Here is a 19,830-nt window from a genome sequence, read left to right as displayed (position 1 = left end):
CCGCTCCCACAGGATTCTGTATCCGTCTATGCGATGTTCAATGGACGACCCAACTCAACACCCACAACCCCAGCAACGCCCAGATGATCCCGAGGATGATCGACGCCCGCATGAATGCGCGCACCGCCGCGTACAGCAGCATCAGGCCAACGATAAGCGCGAGGATGCTGACCAGCGAGGTGTCCATGCCCAGCGTGCGCGCCAGGCCATCGATGAAATTGCCACCGGCGTTGGCCAGCAGGTTGAACAATCCGCCCAGGCCGTCGACGATGAAGCGGATCACCGAACCCAGTACCTGGCCCAGCCACTCGAAAAAACCTTCTACATGCATAGTCGCTTCCTGATCAACGAATCACGGACTCCCAGCCTTTGGCCATCACCTGGCCCGGTCGGTTCCCGATGCCAAGCTTAGCGCGCCCGCTGCGTCGTGCGGCGGCCACGCTGCTGGTGATCCTGGCCTTGTTGTGGCTGGCCGATCGGTTGTGGCCGTTGCCCATGCCCGGCGACGACCTGGCGCGGGTGGTGCTGGCCGAGGACGGCACGCCGTTGTGGCGCTTCGCCGATGCCGACGGCGTGTGGCGCTATCCGGTCAGCCCGGAACAAGTCTCGCCCTTGTACCTGGAGGCCCTGCTGGCCTACGAGGACCGCTGGTTCTATCAGCATCCCGGAGTCAACCCCATGGCCCTGGCCCGCGCGGCCTGGCTCAACCTGCGGGGCGGGCGGGTGGTGTCTGGCGGCAGCACGCTGTCGATGCAGGTGGCGCGCCTGCTCGATCCACACGATCGCACCCTGGCCGGCAAGTTGCGCCAACTGTGGCGCACCGCGCAGCTGGAGTGGCACCTGTCCAAGGCCGAGATCCTGCAGCTGTACCTCAACCGGGCCCCGTTCGGCGGCACCTTGCAGGGCGTGGCCGCGGCCAGTTGGGCCTACCTGGGCAAGTCGCCGCAGCACCTGACCCCGGCCGAGGCCGCGTTGCTCGCCGTGCTGCCCCAGGCGCCGAGTCGCCTGCGCCCGGATCGCCATCCCGAGCGTGCCCAGCGTGCCCGCGACAAGGTGCTGCAACGCCTGGCCGAATACCAGGTGTGGCCGGCCCAGCGTATCGACGAGGCCCGCGAAGAGCCCTTGCTGCTCGCACCTCGCCAGGAGCCGGCGCTGGCACCCTTGCTGGCCCGGCGCCTGAACACAGCAAACAGCCCGCCACTGATCCGCACCACGATCGACGCCGCCCTGCAGCGGCGTCTCGAAGACCTGCTGCTGGGCTGGCGTGCGCGCCTGCCCGAGCGCACCTCGGCGGCGCTGCTGGTGGTGGAAACCCCGAACATGGCGGTACGCGCCTATCTCGGTTCCATCGACCTGGGCGACGAGCGCCGCTTCGGCCATGTCGACATGATCCACGCCTTGCGCTCACCCGGCTCGACCCTCAAGCCGTTCCTCTATGCCATGGCCATGGACGACGGCCTGATCCATTCCGAATCGCTGCTGCAGGATGTGCCCCGGCGCTATGGCGACTACCGCCCCGGCAACTTCTCCATGGGCTTCAGCGGCCCGGTGTCGGCCAGCTCGGCGCTGGCGTTGTCGCTCAACTTGCCGGCGGTGCAGCTGCTCGAGGCCTACGGCCCGAAGCGCTTCGCCGCGCAGATGCGCATGGGCGGCATGCCGCTGGTGTTGCCGCCGCTGGCCGAGCCGAACTTGTCGCTGATCCTCGGCGGCGCGGGCAGCCGCCTGGAGGACCTGGTCGGTGGCTACGCCGCGTTCGGCCGTGGCGGCAACAGCGCGAAGATTCGCCTGCAACCCCAGGATCCGTTGCTGGAGCGGCGCCTGCTGTCGCCAGGCTCGGCCTGGATCACCCGGCGCATCCTCAGCGGCCAGGCCCGGCCAGACCGCGATCCCCATGCCGAACTGGTGCAGCGCCCGCAACTGGCGTGGAAGACCGGTACCAGCTACGGCTTTCGCGATGCCTGGTCGGTGGGCGTCGGCCCGCGCTACCTGATCGGCGTCTGGATTGGCCGCCCCGACGGCACGCCGGTACCGGGCCAGTTCGGTCTGGCCTCGGCGGCGCCGCTGATGCTGCAGGTGCACGACCTGCTGAGCAATCGCGACAGCCAGCGCGGCATCGAGGTGCAGGTCGAACCAGTGCCGGCGTCGGTGGGCGTGGCGGCGATCTGTTGGCCCCTGGGCCAGCCGATGAACCGCCAGGACCCCAACTGCCGCCGTCAGCGCTTCGCCTGGACCCTGGACGGCACCACCCCGCCGACCTTGCTGGCGGCTGACCAGCCCCTTGGGCTGGGCTTGCGCGAGACGGTGTGGCGCAACGACCAGGGCCTGCGCGTCGACGTTGGCTGTCCCGGGGCCAAGGCCCACGATGTCGTCTTGTGGCCGGCCCCGCTGGAGCCCTGGCTGCCTCGAGGTGAGCGACGCGCGGCGCGGCTGCCCGCGGTAGATCCGGCCTGCCCGCCGCAGGTGCTGGCCAGCGCGCCGCCGCTGTCGATCGTCGGCGTGCGCGCCGGCGACAACCTGCGCCGCCCGGCTACCAGTCACGAGCCTTTGCAGTTGCGGGTATCGGCCTTGGGCGGCGCGGGGCGCCGCTGGTGGTTCCTCAATGGCCAGCCGCTGGGTGAGACCCAGGGGCAGGACAGCTTGCCGGTGCGTTTCGAACAGGCGGGCAGTATCGAGTTGAGTGCGCTGGATGAGAGCGGCGAGACGGCGCGGGTGGCGTTTCAGGTCAGCGAGTAACACCGTGGTAACGGGGTTATCCGTGAAGCAAGCGGTGCCTGGCACCGGCTGTGCCGGTGTTCGCGGGCAAGCCCGCTCCCACACGGATCGCGCCAGATTCTAGAAATTGAGCAAGACAGTTGCTCCCACAGTGATTGCACTTATCTCAGCGCAGGTGCTCCTCCTCTAGGAGCCAGCCTTGGTGGCTGTGGCCACAGGGATCGCCCTGATCTCAGGGCAAGTGCATCTCCTGTGGGAGCGGGTTTACCCGCGAAAGGGCCCACAGACAGTACATGCTGGTGCGACGGGCTACGCTCAAGGTGAGTGAGAGCGGCCGGCGCCATGCGTCGGTCACCCAGCCACCTGAGGATCATGGAGTGTCCGAATGCGCCGATTGCTGGTGACGATGCTGGCGCTGTCCATGGCCAGCCTGGCCCGGGCCGAATCCCTGCCGGGTTTCCTCAACAGCAACGAAACCGAGCGCTGCCTGCCTGCGCCGAACCTGCCGCTGGACGCCTATCGTCCCGGCCCCGTCAACTTGCATGTAGCCACCCTTGGCAGCGCCCGCCAACCGCTGCTGATGGGCACGCCGGTGGCGGTGCGCAAGGTGCGCTTCGAAGGCGGTACCGTCTACCCCCTGAGCGACCTGCGCGAGCACTACCAGTCACTGATCGGCCGCGAGGTGACCCTCGCCGAGCTGACCGAGGTCACCCACCGCCTGACCCAACGCTACCAGCAGGACGGCTACTTGCTGTCGTACGCCTACCTGCCACCCCAGGACTTCGCCGATGGCCGGGTGCGGGTGGTGCTGGTGGAAGGCTATATCCACGACTACCGGATCGAGGGCGATATCGGCGCGGCGCGGGCCTACCTCGGTCAACTGATGGACCGGCTAAAGGCCGAGCGTCCGCTGACCCGCGAGAGTCTCGAACGCTATACCAGCCTGGCCGGGCGTATCCCCGGGGTGAGCTTCCAGGCCCTGGTGCAGCCCCCGGCCAGCACGGACGGCGCCACCCGGCTGCTGGCCCAGGTCGCGCGCGCGCCGTTCAGCACCTCACTGAGCCTCAACGACGGCAGCCGCGATGATCTGCAGGCGCTGCTGGGCGCCAGCAGCAACGCGCAGACCCGCTTCGCCGAGCAACTGAGCGCCAGCGTGCTGGTGCCGCCCGGCGAGGACAAGGCGCATTACTACCGTCTCGACTACAGCCAGTTCCTCGATACCGAGGGCTCGCGGCTGCTGTTGTCGGCCTCGCGCTACCGCAGTGATTCCAGGGTGCGTGTGCGCCTGGACAACGGCATCGACCTGAGCCCGCACCGCGAGAGCGAACGTTACTCGGTGGGCATCAGCCAATCGTTGATCGCCTCGCCCAGCGAATGGCTGGAGGTGGTCGGGCGCTTCTATGTGGTCGATGAGCGCATCGACTATCAGGCAATGGGCGTTCCGCTGCGCCTGGACAGCGCGACCGACATTCGCGCGCTGTCCTTTGAGGGCGACTGGCACAAGGCCGAGGCGCGGCGCCTGCGCATCCTCAGTGCCGGGGTCTACCAGGGCCTCGACCGCCTGGGCGCGAACAGCAATGGCGACCACGACCTGGACTTTCTGCGCCTGCGGGTTGCGGGCGTGCAGAGCGACAACTTCACCGACGACTGGCAGGGCGTGCTCTCGGCGGCGGCCTACTGGAGCAACGACAGCCTGCCCGACAGCGAGCGGGCATGGTTTGGCGGGCAGCACTTCGGGCGCGGTTATCCCAATGAGCAAGGCTCCGGCGACAAGGGCTGGGGGCTGGCTTATGAGGTCAACTACAGCGTCCACCGTGACGGTGGATGGCTCAAGGTCGTGCAGCCGTACGTGGTACTCGACACGGCGCGGGCCTGGTTCAACGAACTGGCGGTGAAGGACACCAAGCTGTCATCGGCGGCAATGGGGCTGCGCTTTGGCGATGCGCGCCACTACAACATCGCGGTCGAGGTGGCCAAGCCAATGTCGGACATCGCCCTGGACAGCCTCAACCGGCGACCACGGCTGAACCTGAGTTTCAGTTATCAGCTGTAGGAGCGCTCGCTATTTGACGGCCTGCATCAACGGCTTGGGAAACAGGTTCTCCAATGTCTCGAGCAGGCGTGCGTGGTAGATCGGCTTGCGGAACAGGTCCAGCACCTGCAGGCGCAGCAGGTCGCTGACATCGTCCATGTCGGCATGCCCGGACATGACGATCACCGGCAGGTGCTGGCGCGCGGTGTGCTCGCGCAAGCGCCGGACCAGGCCGATGCCACTTTCCTCGGGCATGCGCAGGTCGGTGATCACCAGCGCCACGTCCGGGTGCCGGGTCAGTTGTTGCAGGGCGGCTTTCACCGAAGTGGCGGTATGGCAACTGAAGCCTTCGTTCTCCAGCAGCTCGGCCAGTTCCAGCAAGGCCTCTTCCTCGTCGTCCACCAGCAGGATCTGTTGCCGCAAGGAAGAATGGGGCATGGTCGGCTCCTGGTCAGGGACTACGGGTCATGCATCCCGCCGGGGGTTATTGGGTGATCGCGGTCTTTATGGTGGTCATGATCGCCGAGACCTCGGTGGAGATGGGCGTGACGAACCCGGCCAGCACCACCGCGACCATGGCCGCGATCACCGCGTACTCGATGCCGGACGCGCCGTCCTTGCTGTGCAGGAAGGCTTTGCAATGGATGAGGATCTGTTGCAGCAGCATGGCAGTGCTCCTTGCGCTCGTTGGGCGCCGGTAGTCGGGGCTGGCTCAGTGATACCCCTTTGCCATCAGAGCATCGCCAAGCCGTGGCAGGCTGCAAATGTAACAAGGCATTAATCCAAAAGTATTGTTCGCAAGTAGTGAGTCCAAGTGCCTGTTTTGTTTGCGCGTCAATTTCATGGCTCGAAAAAAACGGCACAGCTAATGGCGAAAGATGGCGGCTCAGCTACCGTCCAATAGCGAAATAGTTACTTTTTGCCATCATTGGTTTCGGGCGTGGAGGGAGCGTGCAAATGAGCAGTCGCCTGACCCTGATCCTCGCCGGCCTGTTCCTCTTCGCGGCCTTGTTGGCCGGCTATTGGGGGCTGCGCCTGAGCCGCCCGGCCGAGCTGCCCGCAGCACCGCCAATGGCACCCAATGAAGTTGCCGCGCCCGCCCCGGTGATCCCCGCCGCCCCTCCAGAGCCTGCGCGCTCGCCCATCGTGGTGCTGCGTCGGGCGGTACCGGCCAATACCCCACTGAGCGTTGACGACCTTCTTGTAGAACGCCTGCAGGTCGTGCCTGCCGGGGCCTTCCAGCAAATCGACCAGGCGCTTGGGCGCAGCAGTGCGCGGCCGCTGGCGGCGGGCAGTTGGCTGGATGAATCGAGCTTTCAGGCCGGTGGCCCGCTGGCGCGGATGATCCGCCCCCATGAGCGAGCGGTGGCCGTGGCGGTGGACGATGTGATCGGCGCCGCCGGGCAACTGCGCCCCGGCGACTATGTCGATGTGCTGCTGTTCCTGCGTGAAGAGAACAACAACCCGCAGTCGTCCGCCCAGGTGGTGTTGCCCGCCTTGCGCGTGCTCAGCGTCGACCAGCAGACCGGCTTGGCCAACGATGGGCGTCCGGCACAGACCGCCGAGGAGCAGAAGGCCCGTCGCGAGCAGCAGGCGCTAAGCAGCAACACGACCCGCACCGTCGGCCTGGCCGTGCCCGAGGCCCTGGCCAGCCGCCTGATGCTGGCCGCCCAGGCCGGCACCTTGCGCCTGGCGGTGCGCAGTGCCGACGAACAGCGCCTGGCGGCCTATTGGTCCGGCCAGGATGCCAGCGCGCAACTGGACAACGCCAACCGCAGCCTCTATCGCTTCAGCCAGCTGTCCCAGGTGCCCCTGGCCAGCTCCGCGGCGATCGCCGCTGGCGGTGCGCCCGCCATGCAGATCATTCGCGGCGCGCAGAGCGGCGACAACCACAAGACTCCCTGACCGGCAAGGATGCATTGCATGCGACGTTCTTTGCGTATCTCCCCAGGCACTGGGTGGCTGCTGCTGGGCCTGGCACTGCTGGCGCCGCTGGCACAGGCGGCTGGCAAGGGCTGCGCGGCCTTCGACCAGTTGCCCTCGGTGATCGAGCTGGACCAGGGCCTGCAGCAGGAACTGCGCCTGCCGCTGACGATCACCCGCGCGGCGGTGGGCGAGCCGAAGGTCGCCGATGTCCAGCCCAGCGGCGAACGGGCGGTGCTGCTGACGGCGGTGGGGCAGGGCAGCACCAGCCTGATGCTGTGGACCCACTGTGCCGCGCAGCCGCACCGGGCCATGCTGTTCGTCAAGGGCCGGGCCAGCGCCGACATGACCGAGACCGCGCAACTGCCTTCGGCGCAGGCGGACCTTCCGGTACAGGTACAGGCCGATATTCGCTTCGTCGAGGTGCGCCGACTCAAGTACAAGGAGGCCGGTGCCCGACTGTTCTTCAAGGGCTCCAACAGCCTGATCGGTTCGCCGGGCACCGTGCCCGGGACCTCGGTGCGGCCGACCGATATCGCGGGCATCCCGCTCAAGGACGATGTGTTCAACATCGTCCTGGGCGGCAACAACGGGCGTTTCCTGGCGATGATCAACGCCCTGGAAAACAGCGGTTTCGCCTACACCCTGGCGCGGCCAAGCCTCACGGTGCTCAGCGGCCTGACCGCAAGTTTCCTGGCCGGTGGCGAGATTCCCATTCCGGTGCCCAGCAGCGGCAGCGACAACGTGTCGATCGAGTACAAGGAGTTCGGCGTGCGCCTGGCGCTGACCCCAACGGTAGTCAGCCGCGACCGCATCACCCTGAAGGTGGCGCCGGAGGTCAGCGAGCTTGATTTCAACAACGCGGTGGTCATTGCCGGCACCCGGGTGCCGGGGTTGAGCGTGCGCCGCACCGACACCAGCATCTCCCTGGCCGACGGCGAGAGCTTCATCATCAGTGGCCTGATCAGCAGCAATGTGCGCTCCAACGTGGACAAGCTGCCAGGCCTGGGCAACCTGCCGATCATCGGTGCGTTCTTCCGGCAGTCGACGCTCAACCGCGAAGAGACCGAACTGCTGATGATCGTCACCCCGCACCTGGTCCAGCCATTGGCCGCCAATGCGCGCCTGCCCGAGCTGCCCGGCGAGCGCCTGCGCACCTACGACCCCAGCTGGGGCCGGCTGTTCTTCATGGAAAACGGCAACCTCGAAAGCCGTGGCGGGTTGTCCCAATGAACGAGAGCCTGAACCACACCTACCTGGCCCTGACCCGCAACGAGGAAGACCTGCACTGGCTGCAGGGCGCCCTGGCGCCCCTCGGCCAAGTGATCGGGGCCAGCAACCCGAGCCTCGATGAGTTGCTGGCGCTGGTCGACATGACCTTCAGCAACCTGGTGTTCATCGGCCTGGACCGCGAGCAACTGATCGGCCAGTGCGCGCTGATCGAAGGCCTGCTGGAGGCCAAGCCGATGCTGGCGATCGTCGCCCTGGGCGATGGCATGGACAACCAGCTGGTGCTGCACGCCATGCGTGCCGGGGCCCGAGACTTCGTCGCCTATGGCTCGCGTGCCAGCGAGGTGGCCGGATTGGTGCGGCGCCTGGGCAAACGCCTGCCGACGGTGGCCAGCAATCCCAACCTGGGCGGTCTCACCGTGCTCTACGGCGCCCAGCATGGCGCCGATGGCGCGTTGCTCACCACCCATCTGGCGCGGGTGGTACAGGACAGCGGCCAGCAGACCTTGCTGCTCGACCTCGGCCTGCCGCGCGGCGACAGCCTGGCGTTGCTGGGGCTGGAGGCTTCGTTCCACTTTGGCGACGCCTTGCGTCACCTGCGCCGGCTCGACGCGACCCTGATCGACAGCGCCTTCAGCCGTGACAAAGGCGGCCTGCGTATCCTCGCCTACGCCGACAGCGACGAATCCCTCGGCCAGACCAGCGCCGCCGAGCTGTACATGCTGCTCGGTGCCCTGCGCCAGCACTTCCAGCACATCGTCGTGAACCTGACCGGGCAGGCCGACAGCGAGGCGCTGCGCACCATCGTCAGCCATTGCGACAAGCTGATCCTGTACACCGACCAGAACATCCTCGATTGCCGGCGCAACCTGGACGTGCTCGAGCAGTGGCGTGACCGTGGCATCAAGCTCGAGCATGCCAGCCTGCTGGTGGATCGCTACCTGCGCCATGTGGCGCCGGACGCCGAGACCCTGGCCAAGCGCTATGGCCTGCCTCTGCTCAATGTCATGCCGCACAGCCCGGAGGTCCGCCTGAACGCCAAGAACCAAGGCCTGAGCCTGTTCGAACTGGCCCCGCGCGAAGGCCTGACCCAGGCTCTGCGCGGGCTCGGCGAGCGCCTGGCGCGCCGCTCGGAAAACCTGGCGCCGCCGGCCCATGCCTGGCTGCGCCGGCTGTGGGGCAACCGATGAGCCTCGAGGAACCGTTCGGCGGGCCCCGCCATGCGGCGAGCGACCCGCAGGTGCTCAAGCGCGCCTTGCACCGGCATGTCATCGATGCCATCGAGGACAGCGGCCGCAACCTGCTCGAAGGCCCACGACCGGCGCTAGCGCAATTCATCCTCGAACAGGTGGGCGACTACGTGGCACGGCTGCGCCTGGCGTTGTCGCGTTACGAAATGGAGCGCCTGGCCGAGGAGATCGTCGACGAACTGACCGGCTATGGGCCGTTGGAAGTGCTGTTGCGTGACCCGAGTGTCACCGAGATCCTGGTCAACGGCCCGTACCGGGTGTTCGTCGAGCGTGCCGGGTTGCTGCAGCAGACCGACCTGCGCTTCATCGACGCGCACCATGTCGAGCGAGTGATGCAGCGCATTCTGGCGCCGCTGGGCCGACGCCTGGACGAGTCGTCGCCGATGGTCGACGCGCGCATGCCCGATGGCAGCCGGGTCAACGCCATCATCCCGCCGGTGGCGTTGGACGGGCCCTGCCTGTCGATTCGCAAGTTTCGCCAGGACATGCTCAAGAGCGCCGACCTGCTGGCCACCCGGGCCATCGACCAGGCCATCTACGATTTCCTTGAACGGGCCGTGGGCCGGCGCTGCAATATTCTCGTCAGTGGCGGCACCGGCACCGGCAAGACCACGCTGTTGAACATCCTCAGCCAGATGATCGCGCCCCAGGAGCGTCTGGTGACCATCGAGGATGTGGCCGAGCTGCAACTGCACCATCCGCATGTGGTGCGCCTGGAGACCCGCCCGCCGAATGCCGAAGGGCATGGCGAGATCAAGGCCAGCGAGCTGATCCGCAACGCCCTGCGCATGCGCCCCGACCGCATCATCCTCGGCGAGATCCGCGGCGCCGAGGTGCTCGATGTGATGACCGCGATGAACACCGGCCATGACGGCTCGATGAGCACGGTGCACGCCAACACCGCCCAGGATGCCTTGTTGCGCCTGGAAACCCTGGTGGGTCTCACCGGGCGCCAGGTGGCCGAGAAGACCCTGCGGCAGATGATCTGCGCCGCCCTGGACGTGGTGATCCAGCTGACCCGCCTGGCCGACGGCCGGCGCTGCGTGAGCGAGGTGTTGGAGGTGGTCGGCGTGCGCGACGATGTGTATGTCACCAACACCCTGTTCCGCCTCGACCGGTGCAGCGGCGATGGCTTTCTGCGCGAGGCGCCGAACCCGGCGGGCAGCAAGCTGCGCCACGAGGGGGTGCTGTAATGGGGCCGCTGCTGCTGGCGTTGGCCCCGCTGTGCCTGGGCATGGCGTTGCTGCTGTTGCGCCTGGGCCTGTACAAGCGGGGCGAGGAACGCATCCTCCAGCGTCTGGGCCGCGCCTATCGTGCCGTGCGCAGCGGCAACGCCCGGCGTGACTGGCTCGATCCACTGTTGCAGCGCGCCGGTTTGGCCCACGCCGACTTTTCGCCGCGCCCGTGGCTGGCGGCCTGGCTGGCGTCGACCCTGCTGGCGGGCTTGGCTGGCGGCTGGGTGGCGGCGTTGATGGTTCTGCTCGGCCTGCCGCTGCTGGGGCACCTGTACCTGAGCTGGCGTTGCCGCCGTCGCTTGCAGCGGATCATCCAGCAACTGCCGGGGTTGCTCGACTACAGCGTGCGCAGCCTCAAGGCCGGGCGCACCCTCAGCGAGGCAGTGCTCGGCGGTGTCGACAGCACCCGTGAACCGCTGCGCTCAGCAATGCTGCGGGTGCGGCGCAACGTGCAGCTGGGCGTGCCGCTGGAGGACGCGGTCAGTGAACTGGCCGAACTCTACGGCCAGGCCGAGCTGCGCATGTTCGCCCTGGGTCTGCGCATCAACCAGCGCCATGGTGGCAACGCCAGCGAGCTGCTGGAAAACCTGATCAAGCTGATTCGCGAGCACGAGCAAGGCGACCGCCAACTGCGCGCGATGACCGGTGAGACGCGCATCACCGCGTGGATCCTCGGCGCGCTGCCGATGGCGATGGTCGGCTACTTCCTGATCGCTAACCCCGGTTACCTGCTGGCCATGTGGCGCGATGGCAGCGGGCAGATGATGCTGCTGTTCGCCTTCGCCCTGCAGGCCGTTGGCTGCCTGGTGCTGTGGCGCATGATGAGGAGTTTGTGAACATGGCCCTGTTGCTCTGCGCCCTGTGCCTGTTCGCCGGTTTCGCCTTGCTGGCCTGGCAGGCCGCGCGCCAGGTGCAGGCTCGCCAGCGGGTGCAGCGGCGTTTGCAGGGGCGTCTGGGACGCGATGAACGCCTGGGCGACTGGTTGCAGTGGCTGGGCAGCAGCCCGTTGGGGCGGCGCCTGCAGCGGCTCGATGGCGAGACCCAGGCCTTGCTCGATCGGCTCGGCTGGCGACGCAGCCGGCAGCGGGCGTTGTTCGCCGCCGTGCAGTTGGGGTTGCCGTTGCTGGCGGTGGGCGTGGTGGTGTTGCTGGCGCACGGCGTGCCGGGGGAGAGCCGTGGGCACTGGAGCGTGCTGGTGCTGTGCGCCCTGGGGGCGGGCTACCTGTTGCCCAAGCGCCTGCTGGCGGTCGCGGCGGCACGCCGGCAGCGGCAGATCGCCGCGGAAGTCAGCTTGTTGATCCCGTTGTTGCGCATCCTGTTCGAGACCGGCCTGGCCGTGGAGCAGGCCTTGCGGGTATTGGCCCACGAGGGCCGCAGCCTAGTGCCGAACATCAGTGACGAGCTGCGCCTGGTGTTGCAGCGGGTAGATTCGGGCCTGGCCCTGGGACCGGAGTTGGAGAAGAGCGCGCGGCTGCTGGCGGTGGATGAATTGATCGACACCTGCGTGATCTTGCAGCAGTTGCTGGTGCAGGGCAGTGGTTCGATGAAGTCGCTGCTGGCGCTCAAGGAGCTGCTCGACGACCGACGCCTGACCGGCTTGCAGGAGCGGGTGTCGAAGATGTCGGCGAAGATGTCGGCGGTGATGATGGTGTTTTTGTTCCCGGCCTTGCTCATCGTCCTGGCCGGGCCGGGTTTTTCCGCGTTGGCGCGGGCATTGGGGTCGTGAACGCGGGGGACTGTTCGCTTCCACAGGTCACCCTCAATGAAAGCGTGACGTTTGTTGCATGAGAGCGGTGCAGTGAAAGGGAGAAGGGCAATGAAAGCGATCCTGTTGTTCAGCAGTCTGCTACTGCTCGCCGGTTGCGCCGGTCAGCAACCCGATGGCTTGGCCCACCTGTTTGGCGGCAGCTGCGGCAAGCCTGATGCCGACCAGCAACTGAGCCTGGACATGGCCGACCAGATGATCAACGAAGGCCGCCCCCACGCCGGGCTTGCCCACCTCGAGCAATTGCCCGACACCCTCGACCAGGTGCGTCTGCGCAAGGCCAAGGTGTTGCGCCTGCTTGGCCGCGGCGAGGCCGAGCCGCTGTACCGCAGCCTGCTCGGCGGCTGCCTGGCGGCCGAAGGCGAGCATGGCCTGGGGCAGTTGGCCGCGGCCCGTGGCGACGACGTCCAGGCCCTGCGCAACCTGCAACGGGCGGCGCGCCTGGCGCCCACCGATGAAAAAGTACGCAACGACCTGGGCGTGGTGCAGATGAACCTGGGCAATCACGAGCAGGCGCGCTTCGAGTTCCTCACCGCCATCGAACTCAGGGACGACAACCCCTTGCCTGCGGTGAACCTGGTGACCTTGTCGTTGCTGCAGGATCACTGGGACCAGGCCGAGGACCTGGTCAAGCGCCTGCACTTGCAGCCGGCGCAGTTCGCCGAGGCCCAGGCCCGGGCGCAGCGCATCCGGGCCAGCGGGCGTGGGCCGCTGGCGCTGACGGGAACGCCATCGGCGGCAACGCTCAATTGACCTGGAGGTGAGCATGTTCAAGCCAAGCATCGTTCTGGCGTGTGTCATTACCCCCCTGCTGGCCATGGCCGACGACCCGCCGCAGGCACAAACCGCCACCGAAGCGTTGTTGCAGGTGCAGGCGAGCAACCGCCAGGCGTCCCCGGTGCGCCAGGTGCAGACCGACAAGGAGCGTGACCAGGCCATGCAGCGCTGGCTGGACAGCTACAAGTATGCGATTCCGGACTTCTACCGCTGGACCAAGATCAGTTCATCGAACAATGGCGGTTGATGCGGCTGGCGCAGGCGCCCCTCAGTGCGTGGTAAAGCGCTGGTGCACCGGCGACGTACGCGGTGCCATCGCCAGCGCCAGCTGCGTGCGGTTGTGCATGTGGGTCAGGCGCAGTACCTGTGACACGTAGAGCTTCACGGTGTTTTCGGTGATGCCCAGCTCGCAGGCGATCTGGTAGTTGGTCTTGCCCTTGCTCACCAGCCGGGCGACTTCCAGCTGCCGCGGTGACAGCTTCTCGAACGCCGCCGGCAATTCCTGCTCGCTCTCCTCGACATCGGTGGCGCGCCGGTGGGCACCTTGGCCGCGGGCTTTTTCCAGGTCCTGGTAAAGGTCGTCGATGGATTCGGCCAGCTCCTGCAGACGCTGGTTGAGGCTACCCAGTTCGCGGAAATTGCGGCGCCGCTCCAGCAGCGCGGCCTCCTGGCGGCGCACGCCCTCGAGCAGTTCGTCCAGGTCCATGGGTTTCTGGTAGTAATCGGCGAAGCCTTCGCGCAGCGCGCGGATCACATCCTGCTTGTCGGCACGGCCAGTCAGCATGATCGCCTCGAACATCCGCTGTGCTCCGGTGATCTGCTTCAAGGCGCGGACCAGCTCGATGCCATCGCGCTCGGGCATGTGCAGGTCGCACAGCACCAGGCCGATGGTTTCGTCGGCCTTGTAGCAGTCGATGGCCTGGCCCGTGGAATGGGCCGGGACACAGCGATAACCCTCGCGTTCGAGGAACTCGCACAACTCTTCGACGATCAGCGGCTGGTCGTCGACAACCAGAATCTTCACCTCACTGACGGACTTGTTCACGATCAACTCCCTGTTGTATCGGCCCTGCTCCCGGGCCAGGCGCTCCGGCAGGTAGAAAAGTAGTCGCACTTTGCAATTATGTACATCGGCCTTGTCCTGCATCCGACCGTACGGTCGATTATTGGATCCAGACGGCGGTCAGCAGGAAGCCGGCCAGCACATAAGGGGCGAACGGCTGCTTGTCGCCGACTTGTTCGGCCAGCGCCTGCAAGCGTTTCTTCACCTTGGGATTGAGCAGGGTCCACAGGCGGCGACGGCTGAGCAGCCAGGCCACGACCGTGACCCCGGCGCCGATGAAGGTGCCGAGCACATATTGCGGGCTGGTGGCCAGGGCCAGGGCACCCATCAGCTTGACGTCGCCTGCGCCGAACCGGCCAAGCATGTAGCCGGGCAGGGTGAGCAGCATGACGATGGCCAGCGCCCAACCCGCCTCGCTGGCCTCGGCGCCGATCCAGCTGCGCCCGGTGGCGAACAGCCAGACCAGCGCACAGGCGGCCACACCGAGGGTGAGGCTGTTGGAGATCTGTCGTTCACGGACATCTTGTTCGGTGCACAAGGCAAGCCACATCAGGAGAACAATGCTGTGCATTGGCAAATGGCCATCCCTATTCGTTGAACGGATCTATGCTTTCACTCAGGTCTCAGAGTCAGGGTAGACGCGATCATGAAAGCAAGCCCGGCGCGACAGCAAAAAGGCGCGGCAGCCATCGAGTTTGTCGCGGTATTCATGGTGTTCTTCGCGGTGTTCTATGGCCTGGTCAGCTATGCCCTGCCGATGCTGATGCTGCAGTCCTTCAACCAGGCCAGCAGCGAGGCGGTGCGCCGCTGCGTGGCGGTGGACCCGAGCAGCCAGACCTACGCGCTGGATGTGCAGGGCGTGGCCCGCCAGGTGATTGGCCAGCAATTGGCGTGGATGCCCAACGCCCTGGGCTTCAGCGTGATCACCGATACCCGGGTCAGCGTCGGTGCCGACAAGGTGCTGACAGTGGTTATCGACTATCCGCGCGACCGCCTCACCCGGGTCTTGCCGACCCTGGTGCTGCCGCTGGTGGGCGAGGTGCCGAAGCTGCCTGCACGCCTGCAGGCCACGGCGAGCCTGCAACTGTGAGTGGTGGCTTGTTCGATCGCTGGCGCACGGCGCCCACGGCTGTTGCCGAACCGCAGGCGCCTGCGGCGGTCGGCCTGCAACTGTGGCTCGATGACCAGGCGCGGGTGCTGCGCCTGGCCGGCCCGCTGCGCACCTTGCTGGCACTGCCGGGTCAGCCTGGCGCGCAGGTGCACGACTATTTGCTACGGCACAGTTGGCTGGTGCTCGAGGGCGAGCCCGCCGATTGGCAGGGCCAGCCGCTGGACCTGGATTTTCACACGGTCATGGGCCATGCCCTGCACACCCGCGGCTGGCTGCTGCGCCAGGCCCAGGGCTGGCTGTTGCAGCTGTTCGATATCGGCGACTTGCTGCGCGAGCAGCGCTGGGACCGCCAGCGCCCCTTGCTCGGCGAGATCGGCCACGCCCTGCGTGAATGCGGGGTTTCACGCTTGGCGCAGACCACCCAGGAGCAATTGCAGGTACTGGCCGATCATTGGCAGGCCAGGTCGTTGCGCCTGATGCTGCGCGAGGCCGAGGGCTGGCGTCACTATGTCAGCAGCGAGGGCGCCTGGCCCTGGCCCGCCGAGCAGGTCTTGCAGGCGCGGTTGCAGGCGTTGTCGGCCCAGGGCCTGGTCGAGGCCAATGACGACCAGGAGTTGCTGGCCCTGTGCGGCGGCATCTCGCTGTTCATGGTGCCGTGCCGATTGGGCCAGGACGCCGAGGCATGGCTGCTGTGCGCCGGCGCTCCCCAGGCGCCGCCGGCCGACATGGCCCTGGCCCTGGCGCGTACCCTGATCGAACCTTTGCTGGTTCGCCATCGGCGCCAGCAGTTGCATGAGCAGGCCGGCCATCTGGACGACTTGCAGCAGCAATTGGGCGCGGGCTGGTGGCAATGGCCGGCGCAGGGCGACCTGCAACTGGACCCGGCCCTGGCCCGCACCCTCGCGCTGCCATCCCGGATCAGCGAGCCGCAGTGGCTGGCGCATCTGCACCCGGCCGACCGCGAGCCGGCGCAGCTGGCGTTGGCCCAGGCCCGCGAAGGGCAGGTGCTGGGCCTGAACCTGCGCCTACTGACCGGCGACAGTCAGCAGGCGCCCCGCTGGCTGCACTGGGCTGGCCATGGGCGCGGCGGCCAGGTCCGTGGCTTCCTGCTCGACATCAGTGCCCTCAAGGCCCAGGAACAGCAGGCCGGCGCTGCCCGGGCGCGGCTGGAAAACCTGATCGCCAGCTCGCCTGCGGTGATCTACGTACAGCACTATGCCGAGGGCGCGCTGCACAGCACCTTCTTCAGTGCCAGCCTGGCGCCGTTGCTGGGCTGGGCGGCGGACAGCGAACAGGCGCGCCAGCCCGGCCTGGCGGTGCATCCGGACGACCGCGCGCTATGGCTGCAGCGCACCCGCGACTTGTTGCGCGAAGGCCAGGTGCGGTGTCGCTATCGGCTGCGCGACCAGTTGGGCGGCTACCACTGGATGCTCGATGAAGCGCGCTTGCTGCGCGACGACCTCGGCCAGCCGGTGGAGGTGGTTGGCCTGTGGCTGGATGTCAGCGAGGCCACCGAGGCGGCCGAGCGCATGCGCCAGAGCGAAGAGCGCTACCGGGTGCTGGTGGAGGATTCGCCGGCGATGATCTGCCGTTACCGCCCGGACTTGACCGTGCTGTTCGGCAACCGGCCATTGGCCGACTACCTGGGCTGCACACCGGCACAGCTGGAAGGCGCCGACCTGGGGCAGTGGTTGTCCGCTGGCCAACGCGAAGCCTTTGTGTCGCGCTTGCGCACGCTCACCCCGGAACAGCCGTTGAGCAGCGCGGAAATCTGCCTGCAGCTGCCGGGGCGCGAGCATGCCTGGTGGGTGTGGGCCGAGCGCGGTTTGTTCGATGACGCCGGACGCTTGCTCGAGGTCCAGGCCGTGGGGCGCGACAACACTGAGGTTCGGCGCAGCCAGCAGCAGCTGCTGCAAGGGGCCAAGATGGCCACCCTCGGTGAGCTGGCCACCGGCCTGGTGCACGAGATCAACCAACCGCTCAACGTGATGCGCATGGCGGTGGCCAATACCCTCAAACGTCTGGAAAACGGCGTAGCCGACCCGGCCTACCTGGAGGACAAGCTGCGCCGTATCGAGGCGCAGGTCGAGCGCGCCGCGCGGTTGGTGGAGCACATGCGTGTGTATGGCCGGCGTTCGGCGCTCGAACATGTGCCGTTCCGTGCCTGGGCCGCGGTTGAAGGGGCCCGGGCATTGCTGGAGGAAGGCTTGCGCGGCAAGGGCGTGGCGTTGCGGCTCGAATGCCCCGGCGAGCAGCCACAGGTGCTTGGGCATCAGGACCAGCTGGAGCAGGTGCTGATCAACTTGCTGGTCAATGCCCGCGATGCCTTGCTCGAGCAGGGTCGCGCACAGCCGTGGATCCGCGTGCGCCAGTTGCTCGACCGGCAGTGTGTACGCCTGCTGGTGGACGACAACGCTGGCGGCATCGATCCGCTGTTGCATGAGCGCATCTTCGAGCCCTTCTTCACCACCAAGCCCGCTGGGGTCGGGACCGGGCTCGGGCTGTCGGTCAGCCACGGCATCGTCGCCCACATGGGTGGCAGCTTGACGGTGGCCAACGCCGGTGAAGGGGCTTGTTTCTGTATCGAGCTACCGCTTCACATCACCAGCTGAGCGTGGCCGCTGGTGCAACTGAGGTTGGCGCCGACCTCGGCATTGAGCAGGTCGATGCCCAGCACCTTGAGCAAGGTGTTGAGCAGCGGGTCGAGCAGTGGGCTGAGCAGGTTCTTGATCAGTGGCTCGAGGATGTTCTTCACCCCGTCCAGCAACCCGGCGGTCAGCACCAGCACCTGGCCCAACCCGCTGTTCGCGGTGGGCCGGTAGGCTTCCAGATGAATCCCGGCCAAGGTATCGGTAAGGCTGGCGACCACCTGTGTCGAGTCGTTGTCCATGCGTTGGAAGAACGGCTCGTCGCCAATTTCCCAGGTCGGCGTCGTCCGGGCGAACACCAGGGCTTTCTCGGTGGGCCCGCTGCCCAGCACCTTGGCGTCGACCCTCAGGCCGATGCCACCGCCGGCATAGGGCACCCGGGTGCCGCAGGACGGCGGCAGGATCAGCAGACGGCTGCAGGTATTGGTGCCGATGTCGATCAGCGGCAGTGCCTTGACCACGGCGGTGCCGTTGCTGAGGAAGTCCGCGGGTGAGTCGAACTTGCCGATGGCGATCTTCGCCGCCGAGCGCTGGGTGAGGGTGGTCAGGCTCCTGGGCGTGCAACTGTAGTTGTCGGGCGGTGCCGGGCGTAGGCGGCTGGTGCCCTCGGCGACCTCCAGGCCGATGTCGATATGCACCTGGGTGTCCAGCAACTTGATGTCACTGACCTTGCACGGCACGCCCAGGGCGCAGGTCAGCGATTGCACGGTGCCCAGCAGGTTGAGGCTAAGCAGGTTGTTGAGCACGTTGGTCAGTGGCGCCGCCAGGTCCAGCACGGCGTTGAGCAGGCCGGCGATGCCGCTCAGCAGCGGCAGGTCGAGGGATACCAGGGCGCGGACCTGGGCGGTGTGCACGCGCAGCGCGTCGCTGCGAGGATCACCCACCGAGGAAATCTGCTGGGGCTCGATCACCCGCAGTTGTACCCGGCCATTGGCCAGGCCAAGCACACTGATCGGCAGATCGGCGTTCACCGCCCGTTCGCTGGCCGCCAGCTGGATCACCCCCTGCACCAGTTGTAGCAGCTGGATGCTGGCATCCAGGCCGGCCTGGGCGGTGCCATTCTGCAGGTCCAGCAGCTCGCCCAGGCGCAAGCCGCCGGCAGGCAGGTCCAGCGCCACCTTGCCCAGGTTGGTGATCACATCGGCGGCGGCGCCGCTTTGCTGCAGCACCTTGACCGCCGCTTGCAGCAAGACAGTGGCGCTGGTGTCGAGGTTCAGCAGCTGCTGGTAGTCGCCCACTTTCAAGTTCAGGTCGATTGCCAGCTGATCGAGGTAGTGCAGCAGGTTGAGGCGGGTCGTGGCGATGCCTTGCCAGCCGAGCAGGTCGATTTGCGTCGAGCCGCCGAGGGCCTTGAGCAAGCCATTGAGCAGCGAACCCTGGTTCGAGTTGACCGTGGCCAGCGTGGTGCGAATGCTCAGCATCGCCTGGGGTGGGCCGGGGTTGGCAGCCACCGCGCTGGCATGCAGGGTGGTGGTCCGCGCCAGCGCGCCGCCTTGTACCAGGGCATAGACCCCACCGGCCACACTGGTGACCACGACGTTGCTGACTTCGACCTTGATCGCCTCATGGCGCGTGGCGTCGGCGATGAAGGTGCGCAGGTTGTTGTTGCCGGTGCGCAAGTAACCGCAGCTGGCGGTCAGCGGGTTGAGCGGGGAATGGCCGTTGCGGGTGGCCGCGGTGCGTGCCAGGGTGCTGGCCTGGGTGCCGCTGCCGCCGCACTGGCCGCCATGTTCCGCGGCCTCCAGGGCCGCCATATCGGCGATGCGCTGGAGCTTGCGCTGCTCCAGGTAAAGCCGCCCGCCGTCGACAGTCAGCAGCATGAACACCAGGGCCAGGCCGAGGGTCAAGACGGCCATCAGGCCGATCGCGCCGCGTTGGCGCACAGCGGAACGGGTAACCACGGGCACTCCTTTGCCGGCCAGAGGCCCGGCAGCGCGGCGGCGGTGCAAGGAGTGTAGTCAAGATGATGGCAAGTTGCCTTGCTTGTTGGCTGTGGCCTTTGTAGGAGCGGCACAAGGCCGCTCCTTGTATCTCGACTTTCGCCTCCCTAGAGGCGAAAGTTCTCGACTGATCATCGAGGGAAG

Annotated in this window: 18 protein-coding genes; 12 read left to right on the top strand and 6 right to left on the bottom strand. The window is 67.0% G+C overall.

Going from position 1 to position 19,830, the window contains the following annotated elements; genetic code table 11:
* Positions 1 to 37: 37 nt before the first annotated feature.
* Positions 38 to 331, bottom strand: coding sequence for a hypothetical protein (locus HU772_RS21850; protein ID WP_186662284.1), 294 nt, complete (start codon positions 329 to 331; stop codon positions 38 to 40).
* A 68-nt stretch (positions 332 to 399) separates the two neighbouring features.
* Here HU772_RS21850 and pbpC point away from each other — a divergent pair, with 68 nt between their 5' ends.
* Positions 400 to 2,733: a peptidoglycan glycosyltransferase PbpC gene (gene pbpC / locus HU772_RS21845; RefSeq protein WP_186662283.1), complete on the top strand. Its 2,334-nt coding sequence runs from the start codon at positions 400 to 402 to the stop codon at positions 2,731 to 2,733.
* A gap of 364 nt (positions 2,734 to 3,097) precedes the next feature.
* A complete protein-coding gene (locus tag HU772_RS21840; RefSeq protein WP_186662282.1) occupies positions 3,098 to 4,765 on the top strand; it encodes a ShlB/FhaC/HecB family hemolysin secretion/activation protein in 1,668 nt (555 codons plus the stop codon).
* Between the two features lie 9 nt (positions 4,766 to 4,774).
* Here HU772_RS21840 and HU772_RS21835 read toward each other — a convergent pair whose 3' ends face one another.
* Together HU772_RS21835 and HU772_RS21830 are read right to left on the bottom strand one after the other, a co-directional pair.
* Positions 4,775 to 5,182, bottom strand: a complete 408-nt coding sequence (locus HU772_RS21835; protein ID WP_186662281.1) for a response regulator — start codon at positions 5,180 to 5,182, stop codon at positions 4,775 to 4,777.
* Between the two features lie 46 nt (positions 5,183 to 5,228).
* Positions 5,229 to 5,411 (bottom strand): Flp family type IVb pilin, encoded by a 183-nt coding sequence (locus HU772_RS21830; RefSeq protein ID WP_186662280.1) that lies wholly within the window; start codon positions 5,409 to 5,411, stop codon positions 5,229 to 5,231.
* 290 nt (positions 5,412 to 5,701) lie between these two features.
* On the opposite strand from HU772_RS21830, the gene cpaB reads away from it, so the two are divergent.
* The 8 genes from cpaB (at position 5,702) to HU772_RS21790 (ending at position 13,171) form a co-directional block, all read left to right on the top strand.
* Positions 5,702 to 6,649, top strand: coding sequence for a Flp pilus assembly protein CpaB (cpaB, locus tag HU772_RS21825; RefSeq protein ID WP_186662279.1), 948 nt, complete (start codon positions 5,702 to 5,704; stop codon positions 6,647 to 6,649).
* A gap of 18 nt (positions 6,650 to 6,667) precedes the next feature.
* Positions 6,668 to 7,900: a type II and III secretion system protein family protein gene (locus HU772_RS21820; protein WP_186662278.1), complete on the top strand. Its 1,233-nt coding sequence runs from the start codon at positions 6,668 to 6,670 to the stop codon at positions 7,898 to 7,900.
* Positions 7,897 to 9,087 carry a CpaE/TadZ family protein gene (locus HU772_RS21815; RefSeq protein ID WP_186662277.1) on the top strand — a complete coding sequence of 397 codons (1,191 nt, stop codon included), beginning with the start codon at positions 7,897 to 7,899 and terminating at the stop codon, positions 9,085 to 9,087. The genes HU772_RS21820 and HU772_RS21815 overlap by 4 nt, the downstream gene beginning before the upstream one ends.
* Positions 9,084 to 10,340 carry a TadA family conjugal transfer-associated ATPase gene (locus HU772_RS21810; RefSeq protein WP_186662276.1) on the top strand — a complete coding sequence of 419 codons (1,257 nt, stop codon included), beginning with the start codon at positions 9,084 to 9,086 and terminating at the stop codon, positions 10,338 to 10,340. Before HU772_RS21815 ends, HU772_RS21810 begins: the two co-directional genes overlap by 4 nt.
* Entirely contained in the window at positions 10,340 to 11,218 is an 879-nt protein-coding gene (locus HU772_RS21805; RefSeq protein WP_186662275.1) for a type II secretion system F family protein, read from the top strand. Before HU772_RS21810 ends, HU772_RS21805 begins: the two co-directional genes overlap by 1 nt.
* A gap of 2 nt (positions 11,219 to 11,220) precedes the next feature.
* On the top strand, positions 11,221 to 12,108 hold the full coding sequence (locus tag HU772_RS21800; protein WP_186662274.1) for a type II secretion system F family protein: 888 nt from the start codon (positions 11,221 to 11,223) through the stop codon (positions 12,106 to 12,108).
* A 90-nt stretch (positions 12,109 to 12,198) separates the two neighbouring features.
* On the top strand, positions 12,199 to 12,900 hold the full coding sequence (locus HU772_RS21795) for a tetratricopeptide repeat protein (protein ID WP_186662273.1): 702 nt from the start codon (positions 12,199 to 12,201) through the stop codon (positions 12,898 to 12,900).
* Between the two features lie 13 nt (positions 12,901 to 12,913).
* Positions 12,914 to 13,171, top strand: coding sequence for a DUF3613 domain-containing protein (locus tag HU772_RS21790; protein ID WP_186662272.1), 258 nt, complete (start codon positions 12,914 to 12,916; stop codon positions 13,169 to 13,171).
* 21 nt (positions 13,172 to 13,192) lie between these two features.
* Here the strand turns inward: HU772_RS21790 and HU772_RS21785 are convergent, their stop codons facing one another.
* Together HU772_RS21785 and HU772_RS21780 are read right to left on the bottom strand one after the other, a co-directional pair.
* Positions 13,193 to 13,975, bottom strand: a complete 783-nt coding sequence (locus HU772_RS21785) for a response regulator (protein WP_189665126.1) — start codon at positions 13,973 to 13,975, stop codon at positions 13,193 to 13,195.
* A 112-nt stretch (positions 13,976 to 14,087) separates the two neighbouring features.
* Positions 14,088 to 14,558 (bottom strand): A24 family peptidase, encoded by a 471-nt coding sequence (locus tag HU772_RS21780; protein ID WP_186662270.1) that lies wholly within the window; start codon positions 14,556 to 14,558, stop codon positions 14,088 to 14,090.
* Positions 14,559 to 14,633: 75 nt separating this feature from the next.
* Here HU772_RS21780 and HU772_RS21775 point away from each other — a divergent pair, with 75 nt between their 5' ends.
* Positions 14,634 to 15,077: a TadE/TadG family type IV pilus assembly protein gene (locus HU772_RS21775; RefSeq protein ID WP_186662269.1), complete on the top strand. Its 444-nt coding sequence runs from the start codon at positions 14,634 to 14,636 to the stop codon at positions 15,075 to 15,077.
* A gap of 8 nt (positions 15,078 to 15,085) precedes the next feature.
* A complete protein-coding gene (locus tag HU772_RS21770) occupies positions 15,086 to 17,710 on the top strand; it encodes a PAS domain-containing sensor histidine kinase (RefSeq protein ID WP_189665125.1) in 2,625 nt (874 codons plus the stop codon).
* Here the strand turns inward: HU772_RS21770 and HU772_RS21765 are convergent.
* The gene (locus HU772_RS21765) at positions 17,695 to 19,647 is read right to left on the bottom strand and encodes a pilus assembly protein TadG-related protein (protein ID WP_225923070.1); all 1,953 of its coding nucleotides are present in this window, start codon (positions 19,645 to 19,647) and stop codon (positions 17,695 to 17,697) included. The two genes, HU772_RS21770 and HU772_RS21765, sit on opposite strands and share 16 nt — an antisense overlap.
* Positions 19,648 to 19,830: the final 183 nt, after the last annotated feature.

This window comes from Pseudomonas xantholysinigenes (assembly GCF_014268885.2).
In the GTDB taxonomy this organism is placed as follows: Bacteria; Pseudomonadota; Gammaproteobacteria; order Pseudomonadales; family Pseudomonadaceae; genus Aquipseudomonas; species Aquipseudomonas xantholysinigenes.
The sequence above is the reverse complement of the archived record's forward strand: the minus strand, read 5'-3'. Positions and strand labels throughout refer to the sequence as shown.